Consider the following 15,395-nt stretch of genomic DNA (forward strand, 5'->3'; position numbering starts at 1 on the left):
CGCGCCGTCCCGGCACCCGCCCACCGACCTCCGTCGATCATGAGGTTGCCGGGGCGGATGTCGGAGTCCGTCCCGTCGACCTCGTGATCGACGGGACGGGCGGGTGGTCAGGGGCTGGGGGGTTGTTCGGCGCTGCGGACCGCCTCGGCGTAGGCGAGGGTGGTGCGGCGCAGGGCGGCCTCGGGGTCGATGCCGGCCTGCCGGGCGGCGGCGACGGTGGCCAGCAGGCTGGCACCGAGTCGCGCCTCCGGGTCGACCTGGGTGTCGGCCAGCGGCGGCGGGACGGCGAGGCCGATCCGGCCGGCGCGGTCCAGGATCTTGGCGGCCAGGGCCAGCGCGGGCTGGCTCAGCGCGATGCCGTCCAGCACCGAGGCGCGGGCCTTCTCGGCCTGCTTGATCCGCTCCCAGCTCGCCTCGATCTCCTCCAGCGTGCCCGTCTCCGCGCCGGCGAAGACGTGCGGGTTGCGGCGGACCATCTTGTCCACCAGGCCGCCCGCCACGTCGTCGACGCTCCACCGTTCGCCCTCGGGCAGTTCCTCGGCCAGCCGGGCGTGCAGCAGCACCTGGAGCAGCACGTCGCCCAGCTCCTCGCGGAGCGCGTCGGTGTCGTCGGCGCTGATCGCGTCGTACGCCTCGTAGCACTCCTCCAACAGGAAGCCGGCGAGGCTGCGGTGGGTCTGCGAGCGCTTCCACGGGTCGCCGCCGGGCGAGGCGAGCCGGTCCATCACCTCGACCGCGTCCAGCAGCCGCGCCCCGGGCGGGTCCCACGAGCCGTACATCAGCTCCAGCTCGGCCAGCCCCGGCTGGCGGGCCAGCCGCAGGCCCAGCTCCCGGGCGAGCGCCTCGTCACCGGCGGGACCGGCCAGCCAGACCGCCGTCCCGTGCGCCGCCACCGCGTCGAGCAGCGCCTGCGTCGCGCCGGCCTCGACCACCGTGACCTCGGCGCCCGCCGCCCGCACCGCCGTGGTCAGCGCGCTCTCCCCGCCGGCCAGCACCGGCGCGGAGCGGACGACGTCCCAGGCGGCCGCGGTTAGCAGGCCGGCCGGCAGCCGGGGCGAGGTGACCAGCAGGACGATCCGTGCGGACATGCTCAGGGGGCCACCGACCCGGCCGGCTCCGCCGGGGTGGCGACCGGCTCGGGGGTCGAGATGTCGGTCACCGGGCCGCTGGCGTCGACGTACGGCAGGGCGTAGAAGACCAGCTCCTGGCCCTTGTTGACCCAGGACGGGACGCCCAGCGGCCGGAAGCGCGGGTTGACCGACAGGTCCACCTTGTCGGCCTGCTCCTCCAGCGCCGCGCTGAGCGCCGACGCGGTACGGACGAAGCCGCCCTCGCCGAAGAGCTGCCGCACCTCGCCCACCGAGAGCCCGGACTGGATCCCGCCGGTCTCCTCGATCGCGTGGTAGACGGCCATCACCGAGGCGTCGCTGAGGTCGGCCGGCGGCAGCTTCTGGCTGAGCACCATGGAGATGTCGGCCCACTCGCCCCAGAGCTTGGCGAACTCCGCCTGCGGCGGCATCTGGAGCTGCTGAGCGAGCTGCTCCGGGGTGACCTGGTCCGGCACCTGGACGCCCTGCTCCGCCACGACCCGCTTGCCCAGGTCGACGCTGACCAGCAGGTTCACCACGTCCTGCCGGGTCACCCGGGAGCGGAGCTGCTCCGCCTGCGGGGTGACGCCGGTCTGCGTCGCGCTCTGGCGGATCGCCTCCGCGTACTTCGCCTGGGCGTCGTCGTAGATCGCGTCCACCCGGTCGACGGAGTAGGTCCGGTCACCGACGTACGCGGCCACGTCGGGCGAGGACTTCCCGCAGGCGGCGAGGGAGAGGACACCGAGAGCCGCGACGCTGGCGGCGGCGATGAGACGGCGTGCACGCATGCCGGTCACTCTCTCATGCCCGGTACGGCGCTGTGACGCCGCCCACCACGGGCGGGCCGCCTCACGCCGACGCCCCGGCCAGCGCCGCCGGCTCGCCCAGCACGTCGGAGAGGAGCTGCGCGCACCACTCCAGCAGCGCCTGGTCGCGCAGCGGTTCGCCGCCGACCCGGCGGGTGCTCGGCCGCGGCACGCTGACCTGGTCGGTGGCCTGCTTGTAGACCGAGTCCGGGTGGTAGCGCTTGAGCCGCAGCTGCTTGGAGTCCGGCAGCGGCAGGGGGCCGAACCGGAGGTGCTTGCCCTGCATCGACACGTCGGTCAGGCCGTACCGGCGGGCCAGCAGGCGGAACCGGGCCACCGCGACCAGGTTCTGCACCGGGGCGGGCGGCTCGCCGTACCGGTCGGTCATCTCGGCGACCACCTCGCGCAGCCGCTCGTCGTCGCGGGCCTCGGCCAGCTTGCGGTACATCTCCAGCCGCAGCCGCTCCACCCCGACGTAGTCGTGCGGCAGGTGCGCGTCGATCGGAAGGTCGATCTTGACGTCGGCCTCCTCCTCCTGGCGCTCGCCCTTGAACGCCGACACCGCCTCGCCGACCATCCGGACGTACAGGTCGAAGCCGACGCCCTCGATGTGGCCGGACTGCTCGCCGCCGAGCAGGTTGCCGGCGCCCCGGATCTCCAGGTCCTTCATCGCCACGTACATGCCGGCGCCCAGCTCGGTGTGCTGGGCGATGGTGGCCAGCCGCTCGTGGGCGTGCTCGGTCAGCGGCTTCTCCGGCGGGTAGAGGAAGTACGCGTACGCCCGCTCCCGACCGCGGCCGACCCGGCCCCGGATCTGGTGCAGCTGGGCCAGGCCGAGCAGGTCGGCCCGCTCCACGATCAGGGTGTTGGCGTTCGGGATGTCGATGCCGGACTCGACGATCGTGGTGCAGACCAGGACGTCGAACTCCTTCTCCCAGAAGCCGACCATCACCTTCTCCAGCGCGTCCTCGCCCATCTGGCCGTGCGCCACCGCGACCCGCGCCTCGGGCACCAGCTCGCGGAGCCGCCGGGCCGCCTTGTCGATCGACTCGACCCGGTTGTGCAGGTAGAAGACCTGCCCGTCGCGGAGCAGCTCGCGGTGGATGGAGGCGGCCACCTGCCGGTCGTCGTACGCCCCGACGAAGGTGAGCACCGGGTGCCGCTCCTCCGGCGGGGTCGCGATGGTGGACATCTCCCGGATGCCGGTGATCGCCATCTCCAGCGTCCGCGGGATCGGGGTGGCCGACATGCTCAGCACGTCCACCGAGGCGCGCAGCGTCTTCAGGTGCTCCTTGTGCTCGACGCCGAACCGCTGCTCCTCGTCGATGATCACCATGCCGAGCTGCTTGAACCGGGTCGCCGTCTGGAGCAGCCGGTGGGTGCCGATGACGATGTCCACGGTGCCGTCGGCGATCATCTCCAAGGTCCGCTCGGACTCCTTCGGCGTCTGGAAGCGGGACAGCTGCCGGATGGTCACCGGGAACTGGCCCATCCGCTCGGCGAAGGTGTTGTAGTGCTGCTGCACCAGCAGCGTGGTGGGCACCAGCACGGCCACCTGCTTGCCGTCCTGCACCGCCTTGAAGGCGGCCCGTACGGCGATCTCGGTCTTGCCGTAGCCGACGTCGCCGCAGATCAGCCGGTCCATCGGGACGGTCTGCTCCATGTCCCGCTTGACCTCTTCGATCGCGGCGAGCTGGTCCGGCGTCTCCTGCCAGGGGAAGGCGTCCTCCAGCTCCCGCTGCCACGGGGTGTCGGGGCCGAACGAGTGCCCCTTGGACGCCTTGCGGGCGGCGTAGAGCTGGATCAGCTGCGCGGCGATCTCCTTGACCGCCTTGCGGGCGCGGGCCTTGGACTTCTGCCAGTCCGAGCCGCCCATCTTGTGCAGGGTGGGCTGCTCGCCGCCGACGTAGCGGCTGAGCTGGTCGAGCTGGTCGGTGGGGACGAAGAGCCGGTCGCCGGGCTGGCCGCGCTTGCTCGGCGCGTACTCGATGACCAGGTATTCCCGGGAGGCGCCGTTGACGGTGCGCTGCACCAGCTCGACGTACCGGCCGATGCCGTGCTGCTCGTGCACCACGTGGTCGCCGGCCTTGAGCTCCAGCGGGTCGATGGTGTTGCGCCGCCGGCTCGGCATCTTCCGCATGTCGCGGGTGGAGGTGCCCCGGCCGCCGGTGACGTCGTTGCCGGTGAGCAGCACGAACCGGGACGCCTCGTCGACGAAGCCGGCGGTCAGGCAGCCACAGCTCACCAGCACCTCGCCGGGAGCGGGCGCGGCCGGCACCTCCTCGACCAGGCGGGCGCCCAGACCGGCGTCGCGGAGCACCTCGACCGCCCGCTCGGCGGGGCCGTGCCCCTCGAAGACCAGCGCGATCGACCAGCCCTCGCCGGCCCAGCGCTTGAGGTCGTCGACCACCCGGGAAGTCTCGCCGTGGTAGAGCGGGGCGGGCTGCGCCGCCAGGCTCACCGCGATCGCGTCGTCGGGCGTGACGTCGACCTCGGCGGGCTCGTCCTCCCAGGGCTGCCGGACTCCGGCGGTGGCGTCCGCCTCGACCAGGCCGAACGGGGCGAGGGTCCACCAGGGCTGGCGCCGCGTGCGGGCCGCCGCGCGTACCTCGGCCAGGGTCCGGAAGGCGGCGGCGCCGAGGTCGACCGGGGCCTGGCCGCCGACGGCGGCCGCGGCCCAGCTGGCCTGGAGGAACTCCTCCGAGGTACGGACCAGGTCGTGCGCCCGGGTGCGGATCCGCTCCGGGTCGCAGAGCAGTACGTGGGTGCCGGCCGGCATGCAGTCCAGCAGCAGCTCCAGGCTCTCGTTGCCGAGCAGCGCCGGGACCAGCGACTCCATCCCCTCGACCGGGATGCCCTCGGCCAGCTTGTCGAGGATCTCGGCCAGCTCCGGGTGCTCCCCGGCCAGCGCAGCGGCCCGCTCCCGCACCGACGGGGTGAGCAGCAGCTCCCGGCAGGGCGGCGCCCACAGCTGCGGGACCTGCTCGATGGTGCGCTGGTCGGCGACGGCGAAGGTGCGGATCTCCTCCACCTCGTCGCCCCAGAACTCGACCCGGGAGGGGTGCTCGTCGGTGGGCGGGAAGACGTCCAGGATGCCGCCGCGCACCGCGAACTCGCCGCGCTTGGTGACCAGGTCGACCCGCGCGTACGCCATGTCGGTGAGCCGGCGGGCCACCTCCTCCAGATCGGCCTCGTCGCCGGCGGTGAGCTGCACCGGTTCGAGATCGCCGAGCCCCTTGAGCTGCGGTTGCAGCAGCGACCGCACCGGCGCGACGACCACCCGCAGCGGGCCCGTACGACCGTGCGCGTCGGCCGACTGCGGGTGCGCCAGCCGGCGCAGCACGGCCAGCCGGCGGCCGACGGTGTCGGAGCGCGGCGAGAGCCGCTCGTGCGGCAGCGTCTCCCAGGACGGGAAGACCGCCACCTGCTCGGGCGGAAGCAGGCTGCCCAGCGCCGAGGCCAGGTCGTCGGCCTCGCGGGTGGTGGCCGTCACGGCGAGCACGGGGCGGCCCGCGCCACCACCGGCCTCGACCGGATCGGCCGCGACGGCGGCCACGGCGAACGGGCGCAGCGCCGCCGGGGCGGTGAGGTCGAGGCCGTCGACCTGGGCGGCACCGGAGCGCGCCAGGTCACGCGCCCGGGCCAGCCCGGGATCGGCCAGGGCGGCGGAGAAGAGTCCGGTGAGCATCTGTGATCACTTCCAGGAAATCGACGCACGGCGACGGCCCCGCGTCCAGCCGGACGGGGGGTGCACCTGTCGAGACTATCCCGCTCGGGAGACAATCCGGGGTGGAGCCGTGGCGGTCGGGTCGGTACCGGATCCGCCGGCGGCCCCGGCGACGGGAGGAACGATGCCGGACCAGGTCGGCGGTGATCCCCGGGCACGGACCACCGCGGGTCGGTGGCGGGTGCTGGGCGTCACCGACGGTGCCCTGCTCTACCAGGTGCGCTGCCTCGTCGACGATCCCGGCTGGCACGGGCCGCTGCCCAACCTGGGCCACCGGGTCTTCCTCGGCCGCTCCGGGGCCTCGCTGCGCCGGCTCAACGGGCAGCTCACCTTCGCCGACGCCACCTCGGTGCTGTTCAGCCGGCCCGGCGACGAGATGCACGTCAGCCACCCGCTCGGCGACGGCGACGTCTACACCTGCCTGGAGCTGTCACCGGAGCTGCTGGCCGACCGGCCGGACGCCGCGCAGTGGCTGGACCGGCGCGGCTGGGACGGCAGCGTGGACGAACGCCTCGACCTGGAACACCGGATGCTGGTGGCCCGCTGCGCGCGGGGCGTGGACCGGTTCGAGTTCACCGAGCGGATGCACCGCTTCGTCGGCCGGCTGCTCAGCGCCAGCCCGATCGGCGCCGGCGAGCCCGGCGCGGAGATCGAACGGGCCGTCGGCCGGCGTCCCGCCACCCTGGCCGCGCACCGCCGGCTGGCCGACCGGGCCCGGCAGGTGCTCGCCGGCTCCGACTTCCGGCTGGGGCTGACCGAGGTGGCCGAGCAGGTGGGCTGCTCGCCGCACCACCTGAGCCGGGTGTTCCAGCGGGTCACCGGGCAGAGCCTCACCGCGTACCGCAACCGGCTGCGGGTCCGCGCGGTGCTCGACGTGCTGGCCGCCGACGACGGGCAGCCGCTGGGCACGGTCGCCGCCGACCACGGCTTCGCCGACCAGGCGCACCTGACCCGGGTGGTCCGGGAACGGGTGGGCCACCCGCCGGCCCGGCTGCGCCGGCTGCTCACCGCCGCCGAGGCGGCCTGACCGACCCCGGCCGCCATTCGAGCAAGAATCTTCAAGACCCCGAAGCTGCCCCGCCCCCAGGATGGACCACGTCGACCCGGACCGAGCCGCACGACGAGGCGGCCGGCGGGGGTGCGCGGACCTGTTCGGGGAGGCCCGCAGCCCCCGCCGGGACCGGCAGGCCCCGCAGGGCCCCGCCCGACACGGAGGTGCCGCGACCCCCCAGGCGCGGCACCTCCCCCTCCCCCACCCCACCCACGCCCCGCTCCATGCGCGCAGATTCACGGAAAGCGGGGCTATTTCCGCGCCGGAGGCCACGAATTCTCCGAAAGTGCGCGGATCCTGCACGGGGGGCGGGCGGGTGGATCTTGACTGGGGTGGGTGGGCGTGGTCGGGTGGGTGGATGGGAGAGCAGTACCGGGCGCAGTTCGACGCGGAGGTCACGTTCGCCAACGGGGGCGGGCTGCGGACCGAGGGGTTCCGGCTGGACATCCCGGGGCGGGAGATCGACGACGAGGCGCTGGCCGCGCTCTTCGTCCGGCACCTCGGGCTGCTGATGGTCGCCGACGTACGGATCACCGGCCGGACGATCATCGAGGAGCCGCACAAGGGCGGCCGGGGCGTCAGCGCCGACCCGGGTGACCAGGGCCGACGCCTGGTCGAGCTGAGTCACGTGATCACCGACGGCATGACCACCCTGCCCGGCTGGCCGGGCCCCCGGATCAGCGAGTGGCTGACCCGCGAGGCCTCCCGGGCGAACTACGCCCCGGGCACCGAGTTCCAGGTGGGCCGGATCGACATGATCGCCAACACCGGGACGTACCTGGACACTCCCGCGCACCGCTGGGCCGAGGGCGTCGACCTCACCGGCGTCCCGCTGGACCGGCTCGCCGACCTGCCCGGCCTGGTGGTCCGGGTGCCGGCCGGCACCCGCGCGGTGGACCGGCTGCTGCTGGCGCCGTACGACGTCGCCGGGCGCGCGGTGCTGCTGCACACCGGCTGGTCCGCGCACTTCGGCACCGACCGGTACGGCGCGCCGGACGCCCCGTACCTCACCGGCGACGGGGCCCGCGCCCTAGTCGAGGCGGGCGCCGCGCTGGTCGGCGTCGACTCGATCAACATCGACGACATGAGCCCGGCGTCCGGGGGTGAGCGCCCGGCGCACAGCGCGCTGCTGGCCGCCGGCATCCCGATCGTGGAGCACCTGACCGGCCTGGACGCCCTGCCCCCGGACAGGTTCCGGTTCACCGCCGCCCCACCCATGGTGGCCGGCATGGGCACCTTCCCGGTCCGCGCCTTCGCCGTCGTCGGCTGACCCGACTCCCCGGCGGCCGGCCGGACGCGGGCACCGGTGGAACCGGAAACAGGGCCAGGACAGCCGGCACCGCTGCTCAGTAGCGCACCGAGATCCGCCGCTCGACGGCGTCCACCCGGATCTCCCCGCCGTACGGGATGATCAGCTGCGGGTCGGTGTGGCCGAGGTCGACGTCGAAGACCGCCACCGCGTCGGGGCGGTACGGGGCCAGCGCCCGGCTGACCGCCTCCCGCTGCGCCTGGGCCCACGCCAGCCGGTCCGCGACCGGCCGGGGGTTGTCGAAGTCCCACGCCTTGGGGCGGCCGACGACGACGGCGGGGAAGGTCGCGAGCAGTCCGCGCTCGCCCATGTTCCGCACGATCCGGAACACCTCCTGGGCGCTCGGGAGCTCCTCCGAGGTTTCGAGCACCAGCACCGAGCCGGCCAGTTCCGCGGCGGCGGGGACCCGGTCGGCGGCCATCAGCCAGTGCAGGATCTCCAGGTTGCCGCCCCAGGTGCGCCCCTGGACCACGGTCGCCGGGCCCTGCCAGTGCCAGCCGGTGCCGGGGAACATCACCGGCTCCTGCGTCAGGGTGGCCGGGTCGCGCCAGTCGCGCGGTTCGTCGCCCCACTCCGGGGCGGGCGTGAGGTCGTACCAGCCGGAGGTGAACAGGGCGGCGCGCAGCGAGTCGAAGGTGAGCGGGTGCGGCCTGCCGGACCGGCCGAGGTGCACCAGCACCGACCCGCCGTGGTACGCCACGATGCCCAGCCGGTACAGGTGGTTGAGGACGTTGGTGTTGTCGGAGTAGCCGAAGTACGGCTTCGGGTTGGCCCGCAGCACCGCGTCGTCCAGGTGCGGGGTGACCGTGATCAGGTCGTCGCCACCCACGGTGGCCAGCACGGCGGTGATCGTCGGGTCGGCGAAGGCGGCGGTGAGGTCCCGGGCCCGGTCCCTCGGGTCGGCGCCCATCGTCCGGGTCGTCGGATACTCCACCGGCTCCAGGCCGAACTCCTCGCGCAGCCGGCGCAGGCCCAGCTCGTACACGTGGGGGAAGAGACCCGGCAGGCCGGCGGAGGGTGAGACGACCGCGACCCGGTCGCCGGGGCGGGGCTTGCGCGGGTAGGTCGGGAAGGTCATGTCCGGACGCTACCGAGCGCGGCCAACGGGTTTTCCGGTCGTCCGCCCGACCCGAGCCGGTGGCGGGCCCCGCCGGGCAGGGCGGGCGAAACGCCCCGAACACGGGCAAGTGGGGCCCTAGGCTGGCGACGTGGACGAGGAGCCGGAGCTGCGGACCCGCGAGTGGCTGCCGCGCACGGCGGCCCTGCTGGTCGGCACCCTGGCCCTGGCCACGGCGTTCATCGCGGCCTACGTGGGGGCGCTGCACCAGCCGACCCCGCGCGACGTCCCGGTCGGCGTGGTCGTCGGCGACCAGCGCGCCCAGGCCGTGCTCGCCGGGGTGCGCGGCCAGACCGACACGATCAAACCCATCGAGTACGACGACCGGGCCGCGGCCGACGACGGCCTGATCGGCCGCGAGGTGTACGCGGTGCTCAGCTCGACGCCCGAGGGAAAGCTCCTGCTGACCACCGCCAGCGCGTCCGCGCCCGCCGCCACGGAACTCGTCACCCGGGTGCTGACCACCGCCGCCGGGCGGGCCCAGAGCCCGATCGAGGTCACCGACGAGGTGCCGGTCTCCGCCGACGACCCGCGCGGCCTGGTGCCGTTCTACCTGGCGGTCGGCCTGGTGCTGGGCGGCTACCTGGCGTCGACCGCGCTGGGCATCTCGCTCGGCACCGCCCCGCGCAGTCTCCGCCGGGCCGGCCTGCGGATCGCCTCGCTGGCGGTGTACGCCGTGCTGCTGGCGGTGATCGCCACGCTGCTGGTCGGGCCGGTGCTCGACGTCTGGGACCACGACCTGCCGACGCTCGCCGCCGTCGGCATGCTCGCCGCCTTCGCCGCCGCCATGGTCGCCGCCGCCGTCCAGGCCTGGCTGGGCCTGCTCGGCACCGGACTGGTGATCCTGCTGCTGGTGGTGCTCGGCAACCCCGGCTCCGGCGGGATCTACGCCCCGGAGTTCCTGCCCGCGTTCCTGCGCGGCATGCACCGCTGGAACGTCCCCGGGCTGGCCACCGATCTGGTCAAGTCGGCGGTCTACTTCGACCTGCGGGCCGCCCGGTGGCCGCTGGCCGGCCTGCTGGTCTGGGTCGCGCTCGGGCTGCTGGGCCTGCTCACCGCCACCCTGGTGCGGGGCCGCCGGGCCGCCCGACGGCCGGGGCGGCGGCTGGAAACCAGGCCGGACGCGTGAAGCCGGCGGAAATCGTGGGGAAGGTGACATCGCGGGCCCCCTCCTTACCGACGGGTCCCCACGGATACGATCGACGGAGTCGGACAGCGCTGTCCTTCGTACTCACGTAAGGAGCGCATGGTGACCGACCAGCACGACCACGACGGCCCCGACGCCGCCCTGCGAGCCGACATCCGCCGCCTCGGCACTCTGCTCGGCCAGACCCTGGCCCGCCAGGAGGGCCGCCCCCTGCTCGACCTGGTCGAGGAGATCCGCGCCCAGGTCCGCTCCGACGCTCCCGCCGCCGCGCAGCGGCTCGGCGGGCTGGACGTCACCACCGGCACCAAGCTGGCCCGCGCCTTCTCCACCTACTTCCACCTGGCCAACATCACCGAGCAGGTGCACCGCGCCCGGGACCTGCGCCGACGCCGGGCGGCGCACGGCGGCTGGCTGGACCAGGCGGCCAAGATGATCGCCGAGCGCGGCGTGCCGGCCGAGGAGATCGCCGCGGCGGCCCGCCGGCTCGCGGTACGCCCGGTCTTCACCGCCCACCCCACCGAGGCGGCCCGCCGCTCGATCCTGTCCAAGCTGCGCGCCATCGCCGACGAACTGGACACCGAGACCGCCAACGCCATCCTCTACGGCGCCAGCGACGAGGGACCGGCCAACCGGCGCCTGGCCGAGCTGCTGGACCTGATGTGGCAGACCGACGAGCTGCGGCTGGACCGGCCGGACCCGACCGACGAGGCCCGCAACGCCATCTACTACCTGCGCGACCTGTACGCCGAGGCCGCCCCGCAGGTGCTCGACGACCTCGCCGACACCCTGCGCACCCTCGGCGTGGAGACCTCGCCGACGGCCCGGCCGCTGACCTTCGGCACCTGGATCGGCGGCGACCGGGACGGCAACCCGTTCGTCACCCCGACGGTCACCCGCGAGGTGCTCCACATCCAGCACGAGCACGGCATCAGCGCCACCGAGAAGGCGATGGACCAGCTCATCAACGAGGTCTCGGTCTCCCGGCGACTACGGGCGGTGTCGCTGGACCTCTCCGCCAGCCTCGCCGCCGACCTGGACGCGCTGCCCGAGGTGGCACCCCGGTTCCGGCGGGTCAACGCGGAGGAGCCGTACCGGCTCAAGGCGCGGTGCGTGAAGGCCAAGCTGGCCAACACCCGGGAGCGGCTGCGCCGGGGCACCCCGCACGTGCCGGGGCGGGACTACCGCGGCTCGGCCGAGCTGATCGCCGACCTGGAGCTGCTGCGCGCCTCGCTGGCCCGCAACTCCGGGCAGCTCACCGCCGTCGGCCGGCTCGCCTCCACCATTCGTACGGTCTCCGCGTTCGGGCTGCACCTGGCCACCATGGACGTGCGCGAGCACGCCGAGGCGCACCACGCGGTGCTGGCCCAGCTCTACGCGGCGGTCGGCGAGGTGTCGGACTACCCGTCGCTGACCCGGCTGGAGCGGACCAAGCTCCTCGCCGACGAGCTGGCCGGCCGCCGGCCGCTGTCGACGCTGGACACCCCGCTGACCGAGAACGCGCAGAAGACGTTCGACGTGTTCGGCGCGATCCGCGAGGCGCAGGACCGGTTCGGCGCCGAGGTGATCGAGTCGTACATCATCTCGATGACCCTCGGCATCGACGACGTGCTCGCCGCCGTGGTGCTGGGGCGCGAGGCCGGGCTGATCGACGTGCACAGCGGCCGGGCCCGGATCGGCTTCGTGCCGCTGCTGGAGACCCCGGCGGAGCTGAACGCCGGCGGCGAGCTGCTCGACGAGCTGCTGTCGCTGCCCGCGTACCGGGCGCTGGTCGCGGCCCGCGGCGACGTGCAGGAGGTGATGCTGGGCTACTCCGACTCCAACAAGGAGGCCGGCATCACCACCAGCCAGTGGTCGATCCACCGGGCGCAGCGGGCGCTGCGGGACGTGGCCGCCCGGCACGGCGTGCACCTGCGGCTCTTCCACGGCCGGGGCGGCACGGTCGGGCGCGGCGGCGGGCCGACGCACGAGGCGGTCCTGGCCCAGCCGTACGGCACCCTGGACGGCGCGATCAAGGTGACCGAGCAGGGCGAGGTCATCTCCGACAAGTACACGCTGCCGGCGCTGGCCCGGGAGAACCTCGAGCTGACCGTGGCGGCGGTGCTGCAGGCGACGCTGCTGCACACCGCGCCCCGCCAGCCCGCCGAGATGCTGGAGCGCTGGGACGCGGCGATGGACGTGGTCTCCGAGTCGGCCTTCCGCTCCTACCGGGGTCTGGTCGAGGACCCGGACCTGCCGGCGTACTTCTGGGCCTCCACCCCCACCGAGCTGCTCGGCGCGCTCAACATCGGCTCCCGGCCGGCGAAGCGGCCGAACACCGGGGCCGGGCTGGGCGGGCTGCGAGCCATCCCGTGGGTGTTCGGCTGGACGCAGACCCGGCAGATCGTGCCGGGCTGGTTCGGGGTCGGCTCCGGGCTGGCGGCGGCGCGGGCGGCCGGCCTGGAGGACGTGCTCGCCGAGATGAACCGCAACTGGCACTTCTTCCGCACGTTCCTGTCGAACGTCGAGATGATGCTCACCAAGACCGACCTGAGCATCGCCCGCCGCTACGTGGAGACCCTGGTCCCGAAGAAGCTGCACCCGATCTTCGACAAGATCGAGCAGGAGTACGAGCTGACCAAGCAGGAGGTGCTGGCGGTGACCGCCGCACCGGCCCTGCTGGAGAACTCGCCGGTGCTCCAGCGCACCCTCGCGGTCCGCGACACCTACCTGGAGCCGCTGCACCACCTCCAGGTGGCGCTGCTGCGGCAGTACCGGGACTCGGGGGCCGCCGGGCGGGCGATGGCGACCGCGCCGGGCGGCCGTCGTGCACCGAGCGACGGTACGGCGTTGGAGCGGGCGCTGCTCACCACGGTCAACGGCATCGCCGCCGGGATGCGCAACACCGGCTGACGGACGCGACGAGAAGGCCCCGGTCACGCCGACCGGGGCCTTCTCGCGTGCCGTTCAACCGGCGGTCACCAGTCGCCGCCGCCGAAATCGCCGCCCCCGAAATCGCCGCCCCCGAAGTCCCCGCCGCCGAAATCGCCGCCGCCGAAGTCGCCGCCGCCGAAGTCGGCTGCCTGGTCGGCGCCGCCGAAGTCGCCCTGGTCGCCGTAGTCCGCGCCCTGGCCCCCCGCGCCCTGGTCCCCGGCGTCGCCCTGGTCGCCGTAGTCGGCGCCGTCGCCGAAGCCCTCCTGGTAGCCGGCCTCGTAGCCGTAACCCGGGTCGGCGAAGGCCGGCGAGAAGAGCGCGTCGGCGATCAGCAGCCCGCCGAGCACCCCGGCGCCCGCGCCCAGCGCGGTCTTCCACCAGGGGGTGGAGTACCAGCCGGCCGGCACCGGCCGCCCCTGGTAGCGCCCACCCGGGTAGTAGTACGGGGTGTCCTGGCCCGGCTGCGGGCCGGCCTTGAACGTCTGCCCCTGCACCTGCACCTGGCGTTCCTTGGTCAACTCGCCGGCGCCCTGCGCGGCGGCCAGCGGGGGCAGCTCCGGCCCCGGGTCCAGGCCGAGCGCCAACCGCGCCGCCCGGGCGTACGCCAGCCCCTCCAGCGCGGTCTCCCGGGCCAGCCGGTACTGCTGGACCGTCCCGGCCTGCTCCAGCTGGCTGCCGGCGGCGTTGTAGCGCTCCGCGGCGTCGACCAGGGCCTGGCGGACGGCCGGGGCGTCGCCGTGCAGGTTCATCACCTGGCCGCCGAGGCGTTCGTACCAGCGCTGGGCGTCGGCGCGCACGTCGGCGAGGCTGCGCGCCTCGCGGGCGGCCTGTTCCCGCCGCCACCAGACGAACCCGCCGACCAGGAGGGCCACGAGAATCGCCACGAGCAGAAGTTCCATGCCGCTGAACGTACCCGCAGACGTCGGGTCGTACCCGTTTGGCAAGCTCTGTTGACATCCTCCCCCGCCTAAAGGCGGGGGATTCCCCCGGTCACCCGGGAGGGTTCCTGGTTCATCGCAGACTGCACGGAAGGTTGCCCTTCGTGTCTGACGTCCGCTCCGCAGGCGTTTTTCGTCTCCGCCAGCCCGGCGGCGACAACGAGATTCTTGGCGGCGTTGACGTCCCGGTCATGCCGGGTGCCGCAACTCGGACACGTCCAGTGACGTGTGCCGAGCGAGAGTGTGGCGAGCAGATGTCCGCACGCCGAGCAGGTCTTGCTGGACGGATACCAGCGGTCAACGACGGCGAGGTGCCGGCCGTCGCGGTGCGCCTTGTAGGCCAGCAGGGTCCGGAACTCGGCCCAGCCGGTGCGGGAGATCGCCTTGGCGAGGCTGCGGTTACGGACCATGTTCGCCACCGCCAGATCCTCAACCGCGATGGCGTCGAACCGGCGCACCAAGGCTGTGCTGGTCTTGTGGAGGAAGTCGCGGCGGGGATCCCGCACCCGGGAGTGCACGCGGGCGACCTTCTGCTTGGCCTTGGCCCGGTTCGCGGAACCTTTCCGCTTGCGGGCCATCATCCGCTGGTACCGCTTCAACCGGCGTTCGCGGCGCTCCATGTGCTTCGGGTGAGCGATCCTGCCCTCATCGTCGCTCAGGCCCGGCACCGGCTGGGACAGTACCGCGAAGTCCGTGAGGCCGAGGTCGACGCCGACAACCTGACCGGCCGGTTCGGGGCCGTCCGGGGCGGCGACGGCGACGGCGAAGGTGACGTACCAGCGGCCGTCCGGATCACGCGACACGGTCACCGTCGACGGGTCCAGCGCGGTCACGTCCACATCCGGCCACGACCACACCACCCGCAGCGTTCCCGGGGTTTTGCCGAGGGACAGTTGCCCGTCACGCATCCGGAAGGCCGAGCGGGTGTACGAGGCGGACTGGCGGCCGTGCCGCGACTTGTACCGGGGGTAGCGGGCGCGCTTGGCGAAGAACGCGGTCACGGCGGTGTGCTGGTGCCGCAACGTCTGCTGCAACGGCACGGAGCTGACTTCGTTGAGGAACGTCAACTCCGGCAGCCGCTTCATCTCGGTCAGCGCCCGGTCCGTCTCCGCGTACGAGGTCGACTTGCCCTCCGCGTGGTAGCGGGCGTGGCGGGCGGCGAGGGTGCGGTTCCAGACCACGCGGACACAGCCGAACGTGCGGTTCAGCACGCTGGCCTGCTCCGGTGTCGGGTACGCCCGACACTTGTACGCCGTCCTCACAGGACCAACCTTACAGAAAGGCCGATCATGGCTGAGGCAA

General features: G+C 73.7%; 10 protein-coding genes. 4 read left to right on the forward strand and 6 right to left on the reverse strand.

The genetic code is table 11. The annotated features are described in order from the left end of the window. Positions 1 to 107: 107 nt before the first annotated feature. The 3 genes from GA0074696_RS28535 to mfd all read right to left on the reverse strand — a co-directional run bounded on the left by GA0074696_RS28535 (position 108) and on the right by mfd (position 5,582). Positions 108 to 1,088 carry a nucleoside triphosphate pyrophosphohydrolase gene (locus GA0074696_RS28535; protein WP_088963948.1) on the reverse strand — a complete coding sequence of 327 codons (981 nt, stop codon included), beginning with the start codon at positions 1,086 to 1,088 and terminating at the stop codon, positions 108 to 110. Positions 1,089 to 1,090: 2 nt separating this feature from the next. Further along, on the reverse strand, positions 1,091 to 1,876 hold the full coding sequence (locus GA0074696_RS28540) for a DUF4179 domain-containing protein (protein WP_088964865.1): 786 nt from the start codon (positions 1,874 to 1,876) through the stop codon (positions 1,091 to 1,093). A gap of 61 nt (positions 1,877 to 1,937) precedes the next feature. Next, complete coding sequence (gene mfd / locus GA0074696_RS28545) at positions 1,938 to 5,582, reverse strand: transcription-repair coupling factor (RefSeq protein ID WP_088963949.1); 3,645 nt, start codon at positions 5,580 to 5,582, stop codon at positions 1,938 to 1,940. 163 nt (positions 5,583 to 5,745) lie between these two features. On the opposite strand from mfd, the gene GA0074696_RS31545 reads away from it, so the two are divergent. Both GA0074696_RS31545 and GA0074696_RS28555 read left to right on the forward strand, forming a co-directional pair. Further along, positions 5,746 to 6,648: a helix-turn-helix domain-containing protein gene (locus tag GA0074696_RS31545; protein ID WP_197700790.1), complete on the forward strand. Its 903-nt coding sequence runs from the start codon at positions 5,746 to 5,748 to the stop codon at positions 6,646 to 6,648. A gap of 382 nt (positions 6,649 to 7,030) precedes the next feature. Beyond that, the gene (locus tag GA0074696_RS28555) at positions 7,031 to 7,942 is read left to right on the forward strand and encodes a cyclase family protein (protein ID WP_088963950.1); all 912 of its coding nucleotides are present in this window, start codon (positions 7,031 to 7,033) and stop codon (positions 7,940 to 7,942) included. Between the two features lie 76 nt (positions 7,943 to 8,018). Here GA0074696_RS28555 and GA0074696_RS28560 read toward each other — a convergent pair whose 3' ends face one another. Beyond that, entirely contained in the window at positions 8,019 to 9,059 is a 1,041-nt protein-coding gene (locus tag GA0074696_RS28560) for a S66 family peptidase (protein ID WP_088963951.1), read from the reverse strand. A 130-nt stretch (positions 9,060 to 9,189) separates the two neighbouring features. On the opposite strand from GA0074696_RS28560, the gene GA0074696_RS28565 reads away from it, so the two are divergent. Both GA0074696_RS28565 and ppc read left to right on the forward strand, forming a co-directional pair. After that, positions 9,190 to 10,227, forward strand: coding sequence for a hypothetical protein (locus GA0074696_RS28565; protein WP_088963952.1), 1,038 nt, complete (start codon positions 9,190 to 9,192; stop codon positions 10,225 to 10,227). 120 nt (positions 10,228 to 10,347) lie between these two features. After that, a complete protein-coding gene (gene ppc / locus GA0074696_RS28570; RefSeq protein ID WP_088964867.1) occupies positions 10,348 to 13,134 on the forward strand; it encodes a phosphoenolpyruvate carboxylase in 2,787 nt (928 codons plus the stop codon). Between the two features lie 65 nt (positions 13,135 to 13,199). Here the strand turns inward: ppc and GA0074696_RS28575 are convergent, their stop codons facing one another. After that, positions 13,200 to 14,054 carry a hypothetical protein gene (locus GA0074696_RS28575; RefSeq protein WP_088963953.1) on the reverse strand — a complete coding sequence of 285 codons (855 nt, stop codon included), beginning with the start codon at positions 14,052 to 14,054 and terminating at the stop codon, positions 13,200 to 13,202. Between the two features lie 68 nt (positions 14,055 to 14,122). Then, complete coding sequence (locus tag GA0074696_RS28580) at positions 14,123 to 15,355, reverse strand: RNA-guided endonuclease InsQ/TnpB family protein (RefSeq protein WP_088963954.1); 1,233 nt, start codon at positions 15,353 to 15,355, stop codon at positions 14,123 to 14,125. Positions 15,356 to 15,395 lie beyond the last annotated feature (40 nt).

Origin of the sequence: Micromonospora purpureochromogenes, from assembly GCF_900091515.1 — a bacterium.
Classification (GTDB): domain Bacteria; phylum Actinomycetota; class Actinomycetes; order Mycobacteriales; family Micromonosporaceae; genus Micromonospora; species Micromonospora purpureochromogenes.

Bases quoted from the DNA above. Each gene is read 5' to 3' on its own strand.
- GA0074696_RS28540 (WP_088964865.1), bottom strand. From the start codon at position 1,876: ATGCGTGCACGCCGTCTCATCGCCGCCGCCAGCGTCGCGGCTCTCGGT.
- GA0074696_RS28560 (WP_088963951.1), bottom strand. From the start codon at position 9,059: ATGACCTTCCCGACCTACCCGCGCAAGCCCCGCCCCGGCGACCGGGTC.
- GA0074696_RS31545 (WP_197700790.1), top strand. From the start codon at position 5,746: ATGCCGGACCAGGTCGGCGGTGATCCCCGGGCACGGACCACCGCGGGT.
- mfd (WP_088963949.1), bottom strand. From the start codon at position 5,582: ATGCTCACCGGACTCTTCTCCGCCGCCCTGGCCGATCCCGGGCTGGCC.
- GA0074696_RS28535 (WP_088963948.1), bottom strand. From the start codon at position 1,088: ATGTCCGCACGGATCGTCCTGCTGGTCACCTCGCCCCGGCTGCCGGCC.
- GA0074696_RS28555 (WP_088963950.1), top strand. From the start codon at position 7,031: ATGGGAGAGCAGTACCGGGCGCAGTTCGACGCGGAGGTCACGTTCGCC.
- GA0074696_RS28575 (WP_088963953.1), bottom strand. From the start codon at position 14,054: ATGGAACTTCTGCTCGTGGCGATTCTCGTGGCCCTCCTGGTCGGCGGG.